Raw genomic sequence first — 17,299 nt, 5'->3', positions numbered from 1 at the left:
GGGACGCTCTAGGTGGCCTCGTTGTCGTACGGGGGCGCCTCACCGATCGCGAGCCGCAGCGGCACGCGCGGCGCGTCCGTCGCCTCCGACGCGAGGCCGACCGTCACGGCGCCGGCTGTCGCGGCACCGGCATCGGCCGCGGCCGGGGTCGCCAGCGCGGGCGCGGGATCCTCGAGGAGGGCATCTCGGATGATGCGCCGGGGGTCGTACTGCCGGGGATCGAGCTTCTGCCAGTCGACGTCGACGTAATCGTCGCCCATCTCCTCGCGCATGCGGCCCCGGGCGCTGTCCGCCATGGCGCGGACCGTCTTCACAAGCTGGGCGAGTTTCTGCGCGTAGACGGGCAGCCTCGTCGGCCCCAGGAGGAGCACGGCGATGATCGCCACCACGAAGAGCTTGTCGAAGGATTCGAACACGTGAGAAGACTAACCCGTTCCGGGCCGATCCTGCCCCTAGAGTTGACCGACGAGGAGTGAGAGTGCCACACAAAGAGTCCAGTTGGAAGTTCGCCGAAGAACTGGTCACCGAGAGCGACGCCATCGGTCTCGCCCGCCAGCACTCCCTCGAAGCCGGGGTCGAGACCGTGTCTCCCGGCGTCGGAGCGCAGCTCGCCGTCACGACCGCCCTCATCGGGGCCAAGAGCATGATCGAGATCGGGACGGGCCTCGGTGTCTCGGGCCTGTGGCTCCTGCAGGGAGCGCCGGAGGCCACGCTGACCTCCATCGACGTCGAGATCGATCACCAGCAGGCCGCCCGCGAGACGTTCGCCCTCGCCGGCGTCCCCGCGAACCGCGTCCGCCTCATCACCGGGCGGGCCGCCGATGTCCTTCCGCGGATGAACGAGAACTCCTACGACGTCGTCCTGGTGGACGCCGACCCGGAGGGCGTCATCGAGTACGTCGAGCACGGGCTCCGTCTGGCCCGGACCGGCGGCGTCGTCCTCGTCGCCCACGCCCTCTGGAACGGTCGGGTCGCGAATCCTGCGGCGCGGGAGCCGGTCACGACGGGTTTCCGCACGCTTCTCACGGAGGTGTCGACGTCGCCCGCGGTGATCAGCTCGCTGTCGACGGCCGGAGACGGGCTCCTGCAGCTCGTCAAGCGCTGACGGGTCGGCCGCGATCGGGCGTCTCGGCTCGCCGGGACTCCACGATGTGCACCTATCGGCGAACGTGAGTGGCGTGTCGTGGAGTCTCGTCACGGGCGTACCCCCCGGACAGACGAAACGCCCCGCCCGGCACGACGAGCGTGCACGGACGGGGCGTTTCGAGACGTCAGGAGGCTGCGGACACGACACCCGCGAGGGCGTCGTGAAGCTCCTTGGCTTCGTCGTCGTTGACTGACACCACGAGGCGCCCTCCACCCTCGAGCGGAACTCGAACGATGATGAGCCGACCCTCCTTGACGGCCTCCATTGGTCCGTCGCCGGTCCTCGGCTTCATGGCTGCCATGATTGTCCCCTTTCGCGGAATGCTCATTCCTATTATCCGTGATTTGTTCGCGAACCCCTAAACGCGGGCTCCGACAGCCGGATCACGGTGGAGTCCAGTCGGCGCCGTTCACCCACCAGCAGGCATAGAGCCAGATCCACTGGCCCGCGACGCAGACGAGGACGAGACCCACCCGGAACAGCCTCGACCGTGGAACGGCGAGCGCACCCAGCAGGGGGAAGAGGGGCATCAGCACCCGGAACGTGCTCGACTGCGGGAAGAACACGGCCAGGAGGTAGACGGAGTAGGCGACGACCCAGAGGCGGAGTTCGACGGGCATCCGTCGCACCCACGGCGACACGAGGAACAGCGCGAAGAGCACCAGCGTCACCCCGAGGAACAGGAGCCCCGATCCGCCCGGGAACCACCAGTTCGCCCCCTGCACCCACGAGGCGAACGGGAACAGCTCCCCGTACCCGATGTAGTCGGCGCGCCACGAGAGCTCCGTGTCGGTGTAGGCGCTCAGGCGCCCCGTGGCCAGGGCGGCGATGGCGGGCCACGCGAACCCCAGGAGCCCGGACGCCACCGCGGTCACGGCGACGGTGACACGCTCACGACGCGGGAACGGCTCGTCTTCCCGCCGCACCCAGCGAACGACGCCGTAGAGAGCGAGGGCCAGGGCGAAGGCGACCACACCGGGCCGGGTGAAGGCGGCGACGGCGATCACCGCGAGCATCGACCAGTAGCGCCGCTGGAGGAGCAGGAGCAGCGCGGTCGCGAGCAGGAGCAGGAAGAGCGACTCGGCGTACGCCACCTGGTACAGGGGCGACAGGGGCGCCACGCAGAAGAGGAGGATGGCGAAGAGCGAGGAGCCCTCGGGCAGGAACCGCCTCAGCAGGCGGTAGATCACGAGCGCGGCTCCCGCGGCCGCCACGAGGGAGACGAACACGGCCACCGGCGCGAACGCCGCGCCGGTGAGGACCATGAGCCCGCGGATCAGCGCCGGGTACAGCGGGAGGAACGCCCACGCGTTCTGCCCGACGTGACCGTCGACGGTGAACGGCAGGATGCTCGGGTACCCGCTCTGCGCGACGATCTCGTACCACGTGCCGTCCCAGATCTTGGCGTAGGAGCCGTAGTCGGGGCTGGACAGGGTCCACGGGTTCATCTGCTGGACCCGCGCGAAGCCCAGGAGGAAGACCGTGCTGACGATCCGGGAGAGCCCGAAGACGACGAGCACGCGCACCCACCAGGGCGTCAGCCGATAGCCGAGTCGGATGCGCGCCGGAAGAGTGTCGCGGAGGCCCTCCTCCCGGGCGTTCTCGGGAGGGCTTCGCGTGATCAGGCCGTCAGCCACGCCCGGAGTCCGCGCTCGCAGTCGGTGATCTGGTGCAGCGCGACCCGCTCGTCGTCGGCGTGCGCCTTCTGAGGGTCGCCCGGGCCGTAGTTGACCGCCGGGATGCCGAGGCCGGCGAAGCGCGCGACGTCGGTCCAGCCGTACTTCGGCTTGGCCTCGCCGCCGACCGCCGCGAGGAACTGCTGGGCCAGCGGGGCGTCGAGACCCGGACGGGCCCCCTGGGCCAGGTCGACGATCTCGACCTCGTAGTCGCCGAAGAGCTCCTGGATGTGGGCGACGGCCTCCTCGGCGCTCCGGCTGGGGGCGAAGCGGTAGTTGATGTGGACCATGCACTCGTCGGGGATCACGTTGCCCGCGACCCCGCCGGTGATACCGACCGCGTTGAGTCCCTCGCGGTACACGAGGCCGTCGACCTCGACGGAGCGCGGCTCGTAGGCGGCCAGCGCGTCGAGGATGGGCGCCGCCCTGTGGATCGCGTTCTCGCCGATCCAGGAGCGGGCGCTGTGCGACCGCAGGCCCCGGGTGCGGATCTCGGCGCGGAGGTTGCCGTTGCAGCCGCCCTCGACGCTGGAGTTGCTCGGCTCCATCAGGATGGCGAAGTCGGCCGCGAGGGTCTCGGGGTGGAGTCGCGAGAGACGGCCGAGCCCGTTGAGAGCGTCGGAGACCTCCTCGTGGTCGTACCAGACCCAGGTGATGTCGACCACGGGATCGGTGACCTCGACGGCGAGCTTGAGCGCGACGGCGCAGCCCGCCTTCATGTCGACCGTGCCTCGCCCCCAGAGGTAGTCGACGCCGTCGATCGTCTCGGAGCGGGTCGGGACGTTGCCGTTGATCGGCACCGTGTCGATGTGACCGGCGATGACCACGCGCTTGTCGCGCCCCAGGTTCGTCCGCGCCACGATCGCGTCTCCGTCACGGAAGAGATCGAGGTGCGGAAGGCCCGACAGGGTCGCCCAGATCTCGTCGGCGACGGTCTTCTCGTCGCCCGACACCGACGCGATGTCGCAGAGCTGACGGGTGAGATCGATCGAGGTGGCGGTGACGTCGAGAGCTGGCATGTCGACAGCCTAGCCGGGGCTTCTCGGGGGGTTCCGGAGTTGTCCACAGGCTGATCCGACGGTGGACCGCACCCCGATACCCTCGTACTCATGAGCCTCGACGACACCGCCCACGCCCCCACGCACGCCTGGGGCTACGGCCTCGCGACGATCGCCTCGGACGGCACCGTCCTCGACACCTGGTTCCGCGAGCCGCACCTCGGCGCCTTTCCCGACGACCGCGACCCCGACATCGCGCCGGCCGACGTCGACGCCCTCTCCGGGGAGGACGCCCGTCGTCGGGTCCGGCTCGAGCCGGTGACGGTCCGGATCGACCTGGCCGCGGCTCCTGCGTCCACCCCCGACGCCTACCTGCGGCTGCACCTGCTCAGCCACCTCCTCGTCAAGCCCAACACCATCAACCTCGACGGGGTCTTCGGGGCCCTGCCCATCGTGGCGTGGACCACCGCGGGCCCGGTGCACCCCGACGACCTCACCGCGCTCCGACCGACGCTGCAGCGCGCCGGCATCGCGGTCAGCGGCATCGACAAGTTCCCCCGGCTGCTCGACTACGTCGTCCCGGAGCGCGTGCGCATCGCGGATGCGTCGCGGGTCCGTCTGGGCGCGCACCTCGCTCCGGGCACGACCGTGATGCACGAGGGCTTCGTCAACTACAACGCGGGCACGCTCGGCGCCTCGATGGTCGAGGGCCGGATCTCGCAGGGCGTCGTCGTCGGCGACGGCAGCGACATCGGCGGGGGCGCGTCGATCATGGGCACGCTCTCGGGCGGCGGCACCCAGCGCGTCCAGATCGGCCAGCGGGCTCTCCTCGGCGCCAACTCCGGCGTCGGCATCTCGATCGGCGACGACACCGTGGTGGAGGCGGGCCTCTACGTCACGGCGGGCACGAAGGTGGTCCTCGTGGGCCAGGCGGCGCACACCGACGGGCGTCCTCAGACGGTCAAGGCCGTCGAGCTCTCGGGGCGTCCCGGGCTCCTCTTCCGGCGCAACTCCCTGACGGGAGCCGTCGAGGTGCTTCAGCGCAAGGGCTTCGGCGTCACGCTCAACGAGCAGCTCCACGCCTGACGCGGCCGTCGGGTTGCGCCCGACGGGCGGCGCCAGCCCCGGCGCCACCCGGCCGGGCGGGTGACCGGGCGGCTCAGCCCTGCGCGGGCCAGTCGCGGGCGGTCTCGCCGATGTAGAGCTGCTGGGGGCGGCCGATCTTGGTCGCCTTGTCGAGGTTCATCTCCCGCCAGTGCGCGATCCAGCCGGGAAGCCGGCCGATGGCGAAGAGCACCGTGAACATCCGCGGCGGGAAGCCCATGGCCTTGTAGATGATGCCCGTGTAGAAATCGACGTTCGGGTAGAGGCGGCGCGAGATGAAGTACTCGTCGGCCAGGGCGATCTGCTCGAGCTCCAGCGCGATGTCGAGCAGTTCGTCTTTCACCCCGAGGGCGGCGAGCACCTCGTCGGCGCTCTCCTTGACGAGCTTGGCGCGCGGGTCGTAGTTCTTGTAGACCCGGTGGCCGAAGCCCATGAGCTTCACGCCCTCTTCTTTGTTCTTCACGCGCTCGACGAAGCGCGCCACGCCCTGGCCGGAGTCGCGGATGTCGGCGAGCATCTTCAGAACGGCCTCGTTGGCCCCGCCGTGCAGCGGACCGTAGAGCGCCGAGATGCCGGCCGAGATCGACGAGTACATGTTCGCCTCGGTGGAGCCCACGAGGCGGACCGTCGACGTCGAGGCGTTCTGCTCGTGGTCCTCGTGCAGGATCAGCAGGCGCTCGAGCGCCTTGGAGAGCACCGGGTTGACGACGTACGGCTCCGCCATCGTGCCGAAGTTGAGCTTCAGGAAGTTGTCGACGAACGACAGGCTGTTGTCGGGGTAGAGGAAGGCCTGCCCCAGGCTCTTCTTGTGGGCGTAGGCCGCGATGACGGGGAGCTTCGCGAGGAGCCGCACCGTCTGCAGCTCGACCTGCTCCGGGTCGTGGACGTCCATCGACGACTCGTAGAACGTCGAGAGCGCTCCGACGGCCGACGAGAGCACCGACATGGGGTGGGCCGTCGCGGGGAGCGCGTCGAAGAAGCGGCGGAGGTCTTCGTGGAGGAGCGTGTGACGGCGGATGCGCGCGTCGAACGACGCCAGCTCGTCGGGTGTGGGCAGCGAGCCGTAGATGAGGAGCCAGGCGACCTCGAGGTAGGTGGAGTTCGCGGCCACCTGCTCGATCGGGTAGCCCCGGTAGCGCAGGATGCCCTCGTCACCGTCGATGTAGGTGATGGCGCTCCGCGTGGCGGCCGTGTTGGCGAAACCCGCGTCGAGGGTCGTCAGACCCGTCTGCTTCATGAACGTCGAGATGTCGACGCTCCCCGGCCCCTCCGTACTCGCGTGGATGGGGAACTCGGCCAATCCCCCCGGACCGTGCGGCCCTGCGGGGAACTGCAGCGTGGCCTTCTGGGCGTCGTTGGCAGTGTCAGTCACCTCCCCAGCCTAATCGGCTCCGACGGCTCGCCGACACCTGAGCCCGCGAAACGGGCCGCCGGGCCGCCCGTGAGTCGGAAAGCGCGACGGCGCCCGCTCAGCCTCGGAGTCGCTCCACGGCCGCGTCGATCCGCTCGTCGGTCGTCGTGAGGGCGATCCGCACGTGCTCGGCGCCGTCGTCGCCGTAGAAGGTGCCGGGGGCGACGAGGATGCCCCGCTCGGCCAGCCACGCGACCGTCGCCCAGGCGTCCTCGCCGCGGGTGGCCCAGAGATAGAGCCCGGCCTCACTGCGGTCGATGCGGAAGCCGGCTCCTCGGAGGGCCGCCCCGAGCCGATCGCGGCGCGAGCGGTAGACGGCCTTCTGCGCCTGGACGTGCTCGTCGTCGGCGAGAGCCGCGACCATCGCCGACTGGACGGGGGCCGGAGGCATGAGACCGGCGTGTTTGCGGACGGCGAGCAGCTCTCCGACGACCCTCGAGCATCCGGCGACGAAGCCCGCGCGGTAGCCCGCGAGATTCGACTGCTTCGACAGGGAGTAGACCGAGACGACGTCGCGACGGGTGTCGCCGACGACGGAGGGGTGCAGGATGCTCGGCGTCGGGGTGTCCGCCCACTCGCCCTCCCAGCCCAGCTCGGCGTAGCACTCGTCTCCGGCGATCACGGCCCCGAGCTCTCGGGCCCGCTCGACGGCGCGGCGCATCTCCTCGACGGACAGGACGCGCCCGTCGGGGTTCCCCGGGCTGTTGAGCCAGACCAGTCGCGTCGAGGCGGGCCACTCGTCGGGGTCGTCGGAGGCCAGGGCGGTGGCTCCGACGAGCGCTGCGCCGAGCGCGTAGGTCGGGTAGGCGTTCCGCGGGTAGACGACGGTGTCACCCGGGCCGAGGCCGAGCCAGAGGGCCATGCCGGCGATGAGCTCCTTGGAGCCGATGGTCGGCAGGACGTTCGCGTCGGTCAGCCCGTCGACGGAGCGGCGACGGGAGAACCACGACGCGATCGCTCGGCGCAACTCAGGTGTGCCGGCCACCTGGGGGTAGCCATGAGCGTCGGTGGCGTCGCGGAGGGCGGCGCGGACGAGTTCCGGCGTGGGGTCGACGGGCGAGCCGACGGAGAGGTCGACGATGCCGCCGTCGTGGCTCCTGGCGGTCGCGGCGGCCTCCGCCAGGGTGTCCCAGGGGAAGTCGGGAAGCGTCAGCGCCACGGGGTCAGTGCGCTGCGGCCTGAGGGGGCAGGACCGAGATGACCGGGTGGTCCCTCGCGATGACGCCGATCTTGGCGGCCCCTCCGGGCGACCCGATCTCGTCGAAGAACTCGACGTTGGCCTTGTAGTAGTCGCTCCACTTGTCGGGGAGGTCGTCTTCGTAGTAGATCGCCTCGACGGGGCAGACCGGCTCGCAGGCACCGCAGTCGACGCACTCGTCGGGGTGGATGTAGAGCGAGCGTTCACCCTCGTAGATGCAGTCGACCGGGCACTCGTCGATACAGGCGCGGTCTTTCACGTCGACACAGGGAAGGGCGATCACGTACGTCACGGGCTGGTTTGTTCCTTCGTGTCGGGCAGGACCTGGGCATCCTGCGACGAGGTTCTCATCCTACCGCGCTGGTCGCGCCGGATCCGGGGCCAGGCGATCACGAGAAGCGCGATGACGGCCGGGCCGACTGTCCAGGCGTAGCCGGCCGGGTTGGCGGGGATCAGCGCCGATCCGCCGGCTCCGGTGCCGAGGAGGAGGACGATGACCGCGTAGAGGCCGGCGGCCAGCAGACCGGCGACCCATCGCGTGTCGATCACGAGGCGGGCGCCGAGGAGGGCCGCGAGCACGAGAGCGAGCGCCAGGACGATGCCCAAGGGGAAGGCTCCGGCCGTGACCTGGTGCGAGACGGTGCCGATCGCTCCGAAGAGGCCGCCGACGGCTGTGGCGAGGAGACCCACGACGATCCTGCTCGTCCAGGTCGCGTCGCGGAGGTCCACCGAGGCGGGACCCTCGTCGACGACGGGAACCGGCACGTACCGGAACGTCTCGACGACCGTGACGGGCTCGACCGCGCCGTGCGGGTACTCCAGGGCGGGGCCACCGGGCGTGGGGACGACGGTGACCTGCGAGCGGTACGCCTCGAGGGCCTCGACCTTGCGGGCGAGGACGGGGGTCCCGTCGATGACGACGTCGCCGGGAGCCCGGTGCGCCTCCGGGTGGGCCGAGCCCGCGGCGATGGCGAAGAACGGGATGCCGGCGAGCCGGGCCGTCCGCAGCGCGACCCGGTTGACGCGGACGTGGTCGGGGTGGCCGTAGCCCCCGTCGGAGTCGTAGCTCACGATCGCGTCGGGGCGTGTGTCGGCGACGACGGCGGCCAGGTCGGACACGATCTCGCCGAACTCGGCGGAGCAGAAGGCGGCAGGATGCACGTCGGCGACCGGCACGGGGCTCCCGTCGGGACCCCACTCCATGCCGGAGTCGACGTAGGCCCGAGCGGGAAGGCCGGCGGTCCGCGCCCCGGCGCTCCCGAGGAAGCGGTGATCGGTGACCCCGAGAGCCGCCATGGCCCGTGCGATCTCTCCCTCGCGGTGGACGGCCAGCGCGGCGGGGTCGGCCCGGAGGGACGCGAGGTCGTCGGGGATCACCTCGCCGAGTTCGCCGCGCGTGCAGGTCACCACGGTGACGCGGGCCCCCGCGTCGACCAGGGTCGCGAGGGTGGCGCCCGTGACGATCGTCTCGTCGTCGGGGTGGGCGTGGACGACCAGGACGCGCTCGAACGCGCTGCCGGCGTCGGGTGCGGGAAGCGTTTGCTCGGAGGTGACAGACATCACTGGACAGGATAGAGGCTGCGACATTATGGTTCTCTTCGGTTAGGTAAGGCTTACCAACATGAGGTTCCCCTAACCCGACGGGGCCGATCGGCCCCGAGAACCCGGAGAGAAGGCCCTGTCGTGCTCGCCAACTACCTCATCGGTCTTCGAGAAGGCCTCGAGGCCTCCATCGTCGTGGGCATCCTGATCGCGTACCTCGTCAAGGTCTCGCGGCGCGACGTCCTCCCCCGCGTGTGGCTCGGCGTCGGCCTCGCGACGGTCCTCTCCCTCGGGCTCGGCGCCGTCCTGACCTTCGGCGCCTACGGCCTCAGCTTCCAGGCTCAGGAGGCCATCGGAGGCGGGCTCTCCCTCGTGGCCGTCGGCTTCGTCACGACCATGGTGTTCTGGATGGCGAAGACCGCCGGCAGCCTCAAGCACGACCTCACGTCGAGCCTCGACCGGGCGCTCCTCGGCGGAGCCCGGGCGATCGTGGGGCTGGCGTTCCTATCGGTCGGGCGGGAGGGGATCGAGACCGCGCTGTTCGTCTGGGCCACGGTCGCGACGGCCGGGGGCACGGGCGTCCCTGCGATCGGGGCGATCCTGGGCATCCTGACGGCCGTCGCCCTCGAGATCGGCATCTACCGCGGCGTCGTCCGGCTCGACCTCTCGCGCTTCTTCACGGTCACGGGACTCTTCCTGGTCGTGGTGGCGGCCGGGGTCCTCCTCTACGGCGTCGGCGACCTGCAGGAGATCGGGTTCCTGCCCGGCGGAAGCGTCACGGCCTTCGACCTCTCGGCGATCGTCCCGCCCACGAGCTGGTACGGCACCCTCCTCCAGGGGCTCGTCAACTTCACCCCGCGTCCCAGCGTCCTCCAGGTGCTGGTGTGGCTCGTCTACCTCGCCGTCGTCCTCCCCCTCTTCGTCCGGACCACCCGCCGTCGCCCCGCGCGACCGGCCTCGCCCCAGAGCTCGACCGGCGTCCGCGCCGACGAGCCCGTCCTCACCGCAGGAGCCCCCGAATGACCCTCCGCCCCCTCGGCCTCGCGGCCGGCGTCACCCTGGCCGCCCTCGCCCTCACCGGCTGCGTCGCCAACACCCCCGCCGGGACCGCAGGAGCCACGTCCCAGGCGATCTCCGTGACCGGCGACGACTCCACGTGCACCCTGTCCGCCACCACGGCCCCGAGCGGCACGGTCACCTTCACCGTGTCCAACAGGGGCACCGACAGCACGGAGTTCGAGGTCCTCGCCTCCGACGGCCTGCGGATCGTCAGCGAGAAGGAGAACATCGGCCCCGGCACGAGCGGCACGCTGACCACGAGCCTCACGGCCGGGAAGTACGTCACCGCCTGCATCCCGGGACTGGTCGGCAAGGGCGTCCGGAGCGACTTCACCGTGACCGACTCCGGGGCGAAGGTCGTCGCCGAGGGCTCCGAGAAGCAGCAGGTCGATGCGGCCGCGAAGTCGTACGTCGGCTACGTCAAGGACCAGACCGGACAGCTCGTCACCTCGACGGCGACCTTCCTCGACGCGTGGCTCGCCGGCGACGACGCGCGCGCCAAGACCCTGTACGCCACGACGCGCGCCCACTACGAGCGCATCGAGCCGGTCGCCGAGTCGTTCGGCGAACTCGATCCGCAGCTCGACAACCGCGCCGCCGACCTGACCGCCGGCGAGACGTGGACGGGTTGGCACCGCATCGAGAAGGACCTCTGGCAGCCGGACGCGGCCGTGCCCGGCGCCTCCGGCTACGGAGCCCTGACCGCGGCCGAGAAGAAGGCGCTCGCCGCGCAGCTCACCACCAACACGAAGCAGCTCTACGACGAGGTCACCGCGTCGACGTTCACGGTCGGCCTCGACACGATCGCGAACGGGGCCGTCGGCCTGCTCGACGAGGTCGCCACCTCGAAGATCACCGGCGAGGAGGAGACCTGGTCGCACACCGACCTCTACGACTTCCAGGCCAACCTCGAGGGCGCCCGGGTGGCCTACGAGGGGGTCCGCTCCCTCCTGCTGACCCGGGACCGCGCGCTCGCCACCGAGCTCGACACCGAGTTCGCCGCCCTCGACAAGCTGCTCGCCGGCTACGGCAGCCTCGACACCTCCTACCCGTCGTACACGACGCTCACCACCGCCGACAAGAAGGCCCTTTCGGACGGGGTCAACGCCCTCAGCGAGCCGCTCTCGAAGCTGGCCGCGGCCCTGCTGGGCTGAGTCGACGATGGCGACGAACGACGACGACTCCACCCCGGCACCGGCGCGGACCGGCCTCTCCCGTCGCGGCCTCCTCGGCCTCGCCGGGGCCGGCCTGGGGGCAGGAGTCGCGGGCGCGGGTCTCGGAATCGGTCTCGATCGCGCCGTGGCCACCGCGAGCCCCGGCAGCTCGGGAGCGAGCGCGAGCTACCCCTTCTTCGCCGCGCACCAGTCCGGCATCGTCACGGCCGCGCAGGACCGCCTGCACTTCGCGGCCTTCGACGTCTCGGCCGGCACGACGCGCGCCGAGCTCGTCGACCTGCTGAGGGACTGGAGCTACGCGGCCGCCCGGATGACCCGCGGCCAGGAGGTCAGCCCCTCCGGCGCCGTGGGCGGCTCCCTCTACGCTCCCCCGGACGACACCGGCGAGGCGCTCGGACTCGCCGCCGCCGGCCTCACGATCACGATCGGCTTCGGGCCGAGCCTGTTCGAGGACGCCGACGGCGCGGATCGCTTCGGCATCCGATCCCGCCGGCCGCCGAAGCTGATCGACCTGCCGGCCTTCGCGGGCGACCAGCTCGACGCCTCGCGCTCCGACGGCGACCTCTGCATCCAGGCGTGCAGCGACGACCCCCAGGTCGCCGTCCACGCGATCCGGAACCTCTCGCGGATCGCGTTCGGCCGCGCCGATCTCCGCTGGTCGCAGCTCGGGTTCGGTCGCACCTCGTCGACGACGCGCGGCCAGGCGACACCCCGCAACCTCTTCGGCCTGAAGGACGGCACGGCCAACCTCAAGGCCGAGGACACCGCTCTCGTCGCCGACCACGTCTGGGCCCACGAGGCCGACGGCGCCGCCTGGATGGCCGGCGGCTCCTACCTCGTGGCTCGCAGGATCCGGATGCACATCGAGACCTGGGACCACCAGTCCCTGGGTGAGCAGCAGACCGTCATCGGCCGCGACAAGGGCGAGGGTGCACCGCTCTCCGGGGGCACGGAGTTCACCGCCCCCGACTTCGCGGCGAAGGCCCAGGGCGGCGGACCGGCGATCGCGAAGACCTCCCACGTCTCTCTCGCCCACCCCGACCACAACGGCGGTGCGCAGCTCCTCCGACGCGGCTACAACTTCGTCGACGGCAACGACTCGCTCGGGCGCCTCGACGCGGGGCTCTTCTTCCTCGCCTACCAGCGCGACCCGGAGAAGCAGTTCGTCCGGATCCAGACGTCCCTCGCGGCGTCCGACCGGCTCGGTGAGTACATCCAGCACGTCGCTTCGGGCATCTGGGCCGTGCCACCCGGGGCGACGAGCGGTGGCTACGTCGGCGAGACGCTCTTCGCCTGAGCCGGGCATCCTGCCCCGCAACGAACTGAACCCTCGTGTTCGGCCGCGGCGGTGGTCCTAGGACCACCGCGACGGCCGAACACGAGGGTTCAGCGGGCGAAGCGGGGAGCGCTACGCGTTCTGCTTCTTGAGGCGGGCCGTCGAGCGCTGGCGGGCGCTGGCGTCGAGCTCGACCTTGCGGATGCGGATGGCGTCGGGGGTGACCTCGACGCACTCGTCGTCACCGGCGAACTCGAGCGCCTCCTCGAGCGAGAGCACCTTGGAGGGCGTCATCGACTCGAAGTTGTCGGCGGTCGACTGACGCATGTTCGTCAGCTTCTTCTCCTTGGTGATGTTGACGTCCATGTCGTCGGCGCGCGAGTTCTCGCCCACGACCATGCCCTCGTAGACCTCTTCGGTCGGCTGCACGAAGAAGGTCATGCGCTCCTGGAGGTTGATGATGGCGAACGGCGTGACGACACCCGAGCGGTCGGCGATGATCGAGCCGTTGGTCCGCGTCGAGATCTCACCGGCCCACGCGTCGTAGCCGTGCGAGATGCCGTTGGCGATGCCGGTGCCGCGCGTGTCGGTGAGGAACTGCGTGCGGAAGCCGATGAGCCCGCGCGACGGGACGATGAACTCCATGCGGACCCAGCCGGAGCCGTGGTTCGCCATGTTCTCCATGCGGCCCTTGCGCGCGGCCATGAGCTGCGTGACGGCACCGAGGTACTCGTCGGGCACATCGATGGTCATGTGCTCGAACGGCTCCTGCAGTTTGCCGTCGACGCGACGCGTGACGACCTGCGGCTTGCCGACCGTGAGCTCGAAGCCCTCGCGGCGCATCTGCTCGACCAGGATGGCGAGGGCGAGCTCGCCGCGACCCTGGACCTCCCAGGCGTCGGGGCGTCCGATGTCGACGACCTTGAGCGAGACGTTACCGACGAGCTCGCGGTCGAGACGGTCCTTCACCATGCGGGCGGTGAGCTTGTGGCCCTTGACCTTCCCGATGATGGGCGAGGTGTTCGTGCCGATCGTCATCGAGATGGCGGGGTCGTCGACCGTGATGGTCGGCAGCGGCCGCACGTCGTCGGGGTCGGAGAGGGTCTCGCCGATCGTGATGGTGTCGAAGCCGGCGACGGCGACGATGTCGCCGGGGCCCGCGCTCTCGGCGGGGTAGCGGCTGAGCGCCTTGGTGATGAGGAGCTCCGTGATGCGGGCGTTCTGGACCGTGCCGTCGTGCTTGACCCAGGCGACGGTCTGGCCCTTCTTCAGCGTGCCGTGGAAGACGCGCAGCAGGGCGAGACGGCCGAGGAACGGGGACGCGTCGAGGTTGGTCACGTGCGCCTGGAGCGGGTGCTCGTCGTCGTAGGTCGGAGCCGGGACGTGCTTGAGGATCGCGTCGAAGAGCGGCTCGAGGTCGTCGTTGTCGGGCAGCGAGCCGTTCTCGGGCTTGTTGGTCGACGCGGCGCCGGCGCGGCCGGAGGCGTAGACGATGGGGACGTCGAGGATGGCGTCGAGGTCGAGATCCTCCACCTCGTCGGCGAGGTCGGAGGCGAGGCCGAGCAGGAGATCCTGCGACTCGGCGACGACCTCGTCGATGCGCGCGTCGGGGCGGTCGGTCTTGTTGACCAGCAGGATGACGGGGAGCTTCGCCGCGAGAGCCTTGCGAAGGACGAAGCGCGTCTGGGGCAGCGGGCCCTCGGACGCGTCGACGAGGAGGACGACGCCGTCGACCATGGAGAGGCCGCGCTCGACCTCACCACCGAAGTCGGCGTGGCCCGGGGTGTCGATCACGTTGATCGTGATGGGACCGTCGGTGGCGTGCGACCCGTTGTAGAGCACCGAGGTGTTCTTCGCGAGGATCGTGATGCCCTTCTCGCGCTCGAGCTCGTTGCCGTCCATCATGCGGTCTTCGGTGTCGAAGTGCGCGTCGAAGGAGTTCGTCTGCTTCAGCATCGCGTCGACGAGCGTGGTCTTGCCGTGGTCGACGTGGGCAACGATTGCCACGTTGCGCAGGTCACTGCGGATGGCAGTCGCCATAGTTGTACGTCCTTTGCGGAGGGGGTTTGGGGGGATGCGTCAGACCGGCTGACGAAGGCAGAGGCGGGGGCGGCCATGGCCCCGACCTCCAGAGTCTACCCGGAGAGCGCCCGGATCTCTCCCGCGTCCTCTGTGGGCGTACCCGGCGCCTCCTGCGATCGTCGCCCGGCGAGGGCGCCGACGCTCCCCGCGCGCCCTACTCGTCGGCTCCGGCCGCCAGGATCTGTGCGCGCAGTTCGCGACGCTCGCGCTGGACCTCCGGGTCGGGCAGCGGGACGGCCGCGATGAGGCGCTGCGTGTAGGGATCCTGCGGACGACGCAGGATCTCGTCGCGCGTTCCGACCTCCGCGAGGCGGCCCTTGTGCATCACGGCGATCCGGTCGGCCAGGATGTCGATGACCGCGAGGTCGTGCGTGATGAAGAGGCACGCGAACTGGAACTCGCGCTGCAGCTCGCGGAGGAGCTCGAGCACGGTCGCCTGGACGGACACGTCGAGGGCCGACGTCGGCTCGTCGGCGATGAGCAGCTCCGGCCGGAGCGCGAGCGCGCGGGCGATGCCGACGCGCTGCTTCTGGCCGCCCGAGAGCTCGTGCGGGTAGCGGGTGCGGTAGGAGCGCGGGAGCTTGACGCTGTCGAGGAGCGTCTCGACCTCGCGGACGAGCCCCTGGCCCTTGGACTTCTTCGCGAGCAGGAGCGGCTCGGCGATGCTCTCGCCGATCGTCATGCGCGGGTTGAGCGACGAGGAGGGATCCTGGAAGACGATTCCGGCGTTCTTGTGCACCTGGCGGACGAGCGATCGGGTCGACTTCGACAGGTCGGTGCCGACGACGTCGAGGCGACCCTCGGTGATCGGGAGGAGGCCGATGCCGGCGCGGCCGAGCGTCGTCTTGCCCGAGCCGGACTCGCCGACGAGGCCGACCACCTCGCCCTTGTGCACGGTCAGCGACACGTGGTCGATCGCGCGGAACGCCTTGACGCGACCGCGGCCCGGGTACTCGATCACGACGTCGTCGAACTCGAGGACGGGCTTCCCGGTCGGCTCGGCGGCGCGCTTCTCGTACTCCTCGCGCTCGGACACGGTGTGCGTGCCGTCCTGCTGCTCGACCGTCTCGGCAAGCGTCTCCGTGATGTCGACGACGGAGTCGCTGTCGCCGCCCTGGCCGAGGTGCGGCACCGCGGCGAGAAGCGCCTTGGTGTACTCGTGCTGCGGGTCGCGGAAGATCTGGAGGGTCGGACCGGCCTCGACGACCTCGCCCTGTCGCATGACGGCGATGTGATCGGCCAGGTCGGCGACGACGCCCATGTCGTGGGTGATGAGGAGCACGGCGCTGCCGAGACGGTCGCGGAGGCTCCGGATGAGATCGAGGATCTCCGCCTGGACCGTCACGTCGAGGGCCGTGGTCGGCTCGTCGGCGATCAGGAGGCCCGGGTCGCAGGAGATCGACTGCGCGATCATCGCGCGCTGGCGCTGGCCGCCGGAGAGCTGGTGCGGGTAGGAGTTGAACGCCTTCTCGGGGTCGGGCAGCTCGACGAGGCGGAGGAGCTCGATGGCGCGGTCGCGAGCCTCGTGCGGCGAGATGCCGAAGTGCATCCGCAGGGTCTCGACGATCTGGAAGCCCACGGTGAAGACCGGGTTGAGAGCCGTCATCGGCTCCTGGAAGATCACCGCGACGTCGCCACCGCGGATCTGACGCATCTGGGCGGCGGGGAGGTTGCGGATCTCGCGCCCGTTGAGCTTGATGCTGCCGTTGACGCGGCTGTTCCGCGGCAGGAGGTCGAGCACCGACATGGAGCTGACGCTCTTGCCGGAGCCGGACTCGCCGACGAGCGCCATGACCTCGCCCCGCTTGATGCGGTAGTTGAGCTTCTTCACGGCGGGAACCCACACGTTGTCGACGGCGAAGTCGACGTCGAGGTCGGTGACCTCGAGAACGGGAGCGTCGGAGGGGGTCGTGACCTGGGCCATCAGGCAGCGGTCCTTTCTCGGCCGGAGACGGCCGCCGTGCGAATCACCGAGGTGCGGTCTGGGACGATGGAGTCATGCCTGACTCCCTCGCGTCCACCCACCGCGTCTCGTTCGTGTCGAGGTTCAATCGCATCCTGGCGGTGCTGATTTGGGCCCTCGTGGTCTTCATGGTCGTGGCGACGATCGTGGGCGCACCCGGATCGCTCCTGTCGGCGCTGCTGGCCGGAGCGACGATCGCGCTTCTCGACTGGATCGCCCTCTGGCGACCGCGGGTCGACGTCGTCGACGAGGGTGTCGTGCTCCAGAACCTCGTGCGCCGCATCACGGTTCCGTGGGAAGCGCTGATCCACGTCGACACCAAATACGCCCTGACGCTGCACACGCCGGGCCGCAAGTACGCCGCCTGGGCCGCGCCGGCACCGGGTCGCACTGGAGCCGCCGTCGCGAAGCGTCAGGCGCGGACCGACGTCGCGCCGCGGTCCGCGGTCGGCGGCACGGCCGCCCCCGGCGATCTCCTCACGACGGAGTCGGGCGCGGCGGCCGAACTCGTGCGCGAGCGCTGGGAGCATCTCCGCGAGTCGGGCGGCCTCGAACTCGGCCGCGCCGACGAGGTCCGCGCGCGCGTCGAGTGGCTGTGGCAGCCGGCCGCCCTGCTCGTCGTGCTGGCCGCGGCCACCGTCGTGGCTCTGAACGTCGGCTGACGGCCG

General features: G+C 70.5%; 16 protein-coding genes. 6 read left to right on the top strand and 10 right to left on the bottom strand.

The window, feature by feature from the left end; all coding sequences use genetic code 11:
• Positions 1 to 8: 8 nt before the first annotated feature.
• Positions 9 to 416 carry a Sec-independent protein translocase TatB gene (locus tag AS850_RS04290; protein ID WP_119868013.1) on the bottom strand — a complete coding sequence of 136 codons (408 nt, stop codon included), beginning with the start codon at positions 414 to 416 and terminating at the stop codon, positions 9 to 11.
• 62 nt (positions 417 to 478) lie between these two features.
• Here AS850_RS04290 and AS850_RS04285 point away from each other — a divergent pair, with 62 nt between their 5' ends.
• Positions 479 to 1,105: an O-methyltransferase gene (locus AS850_RS04285; protein WP_119868012.1), complete on the top strand. Its 627-nt coding sequence runs from the start codon at positions 479 to 481 to the stop codon at positions 1,103 to 1,105.
• A 166-nt stretch (positions 1,106 to 1,271) separates the two neighbouring features.
• Here the strand turns inward: AS850_RS04285 and AS850_RS04280 are convergent, their stop codons facing one another.
• From AS850_RS04280 to dapE, 3 genes are all read right to left on the bottom strand, one after another.
• Positions 1,272 to 1,448: a DUF3117 domain-containing protein gene (locus AS850_RS04280; protein WP_119868011.1), complete on the bottom strand. Its 177-nt coding sequence runs from the start codon at positions 1,446 to 1,448 to the stop codon at positions 1,272 to 1,274.
• Between the two features lie 82 nt (positions 1,449 to 1,530).
• On the bottom strand, positions 1,531 to 2,784 hold the full coding sequence (locus AS850_RS04275) for a hypothetical protein (RefSeq protein WP_236940816.1): 1,254 nt from the start codon (positions 2,782 to 2,784) through the stop codon (positions 1,531 to 1,533).
• Complete coding sequence (gene dapE / locus AS850_RS04270) at positions 2,769 to 3,842, bottom strand: succinyl-diaminopimelate desuccinylase (RefSeq protein ID WP_119868010.1); 1,074 nt, start codon at positions 3,840 to 3,842, stop codon at positions 2,769 to 2,771. The genes AS850_RS04275 and dapE overlap by 16 nt, the downstream gene beginning before the upstream one ends.
• Before the next feature lie 90 nt (positions 3,843 to 3,932).
• On the opposite strand from dapE, the gene dapD reads away from it, so the two are divergent.
• Positions 3,933 to 4,907: a 2,3,4,5-tetrahydropyridine-2,6-dicarboxylate N-succinyltransferase gene (gene dapD, locus AS850_RS04265; RefSeq protein ID WP_119868009.1), complete on the top strand. Its 975-nt coding sequence runs from the start codon at positions 3,933 to 3,935 to the stop codon at positions 4,905 to 4,907.
• 73 nt (positions 4,908 to 4,980) lie between these two features.
• Here dapD and AS850_RS04260 read toward each other — a convergent pair whose 3' ends face one another.
• From AS850_RS04260 to AS850_RS04245, 4 genes are all read right to left on the bottom strand, one after another.
• Positions 4,981 to 6,297 carry a citrate synthase gene (locus AS850_RS04260; protein WP_442856898.1) on the bottom strand — a complete coding sequence of 439 codons (1,317 nt, stop codon included), beginning with the start codon at positions 6,295 to 6,297 and terminating at the stop codon, positions 4,981 to 4,983.
• Between the two features lie 97 nt (positions 6,298 to 6,394).
• Positions 6,395 to 7,495, bottom strand: coding sequence for a succinyldiaminopimelate transaminase (dapC, locus tag AS850_RS04255; protein ID WP_119868008.1), 1,101 nt, complete (start codon positions 7,493 to 7,495; stop codon positions 6,395 to 6,397).
• Positions 7,496 to 7,499: 4 nt separating this feature from the next.
• The gene (fdxA, locus tag AS850_RS04250; RefSeq protein WP_119868007.1) at positions 7,500 to 7,826 is read right to left on the bottom strand and encodes a ferredoxin; all 327 of its coding nucleotides are present in this window, start codon (positions 7,824 to 7,826) and stop codon (positions 7,500 to 7,502) included.
• Positions 7,823 to 9,094, bottom strand: a complete 1,272-nt coding sequence (locus tag AS850_RS04245; RefSeq protein WP_164088384.1) for a PIG-L family deacetylase — start codon at positions 9,092 to 9,094, stop codon at positions 7,823 to 7,825. Before AS850_RS04245 ends, fdxA begins: the two co-directional genes overlap by 4 nt.
• 123 nt (positions 9,095 to 9,217) lie before the next feature.
• Here AS850_RS04245 and efeU point away from each other — a divergent pair, with 123 nt between their 5' ends.
• The 3 genes from efeU to efeB are packed head-to-tail and all read left to right on the top strand — an operon-like array spanning position 9,218 to position 12,607.
• Positions 9,218 to 10,099, top strand: a complete 882-nt coding sequence (efeU, locus tag AS850_RS04240) for an iron uptake transporter permease EfeU (protein ID WP_119868005.1) — start codon at positions 9,218 to 9,220, stop codon at positions 10,097 to 10,099.
• Complete coding sequence (gene efeO / locus AS850_RS04235; protein WP_119868004.1) at positions 10,096 to 11,289, top strand: iron uptake system protein EfeO; 1,194 nt, start codon at positions 10,096 to 10,098, stop codon at positions 11,287 to 11,289. Before efeU ends, efeO begins: the two co-directional genes overlap by 4 nt.
• A gap of 7 nt (positions 11,290 to 11,296) precedes the next feature.
• Entirely contained in the window at positions 11,297 to 12,607 is a 1,311-nt protein-coding gene (gene efeB / locus AS850_RS04230) for an iron uptake transporter deferrochelatase/peroxidase subunit (RefSeq protein WP_119868003.1), read from the top strand.
• A gap of 111 nt (positions 12,608 to 12,718) precedes the next feature.
• On the opposite strand, the gene typA is transcribed toward efeB, so the two are convergent.
• Together typA and AS850_RS04220 are read right to left on the bottom strand one after the other, a co-directional pair.
• Positions 12,719 to 14,626, bottom strand: coding sequence for a translational GTPase TypA (gene typA / locus AS850_RS04225; RefSeq protein ID WP_119868002.1), 1,908 nt, complete (start codon positions 14,624 to 14,626; stop codon positions 12,719 to 12,721).
• 196 nt (positions 14,627 to 14,822) lie between these two features.
• The gene (locus AS850_RS04220) at positions 14,823 to 16,592 is read right to left on the bottom strand and encodes an ABC transporter ATP-binding protein (RefSeq protein ID WP_119868001.1); all 1,770 of its coding nucleotides are present in this window, start codon (positions 16,590 to 16,592) and stop codon (positions 14,823 to 14,825) included.
• Between the two features lie 74 nt (positions 16,593 to 16,666).
• Here AS850_RS04220 and AS850_RS04215 point away from each other — a divergent pair, with 74 nt between their 5' ends.
• On the top strand, positions 16,667 to 17,293 hold the full coding sequence (locus tag AS850_RS04215) for a PH domain-containing protein (protein ID WP_119868000.1): 627 nt from the start codon (positions 16,667 to 16,669) through the stop codon (positions 17,291 to 17,293).
• Positions 17,294 to 17,299: the final 6 nt, after the last annotated feature.

This window comes from Frondihabitans sp. 762G35 (assembly GCF_002074055.1).
Classification (GTDB): Bacteria; Actinomycetota; Actinomycetes; order Actinomycetales; family Microbacteriaceae; genus Frondihabitans.
Note: the sequence above shows the minus strand (reverse complement) of the source record. Positions and strands in the feature narration are given on the sequence as shown.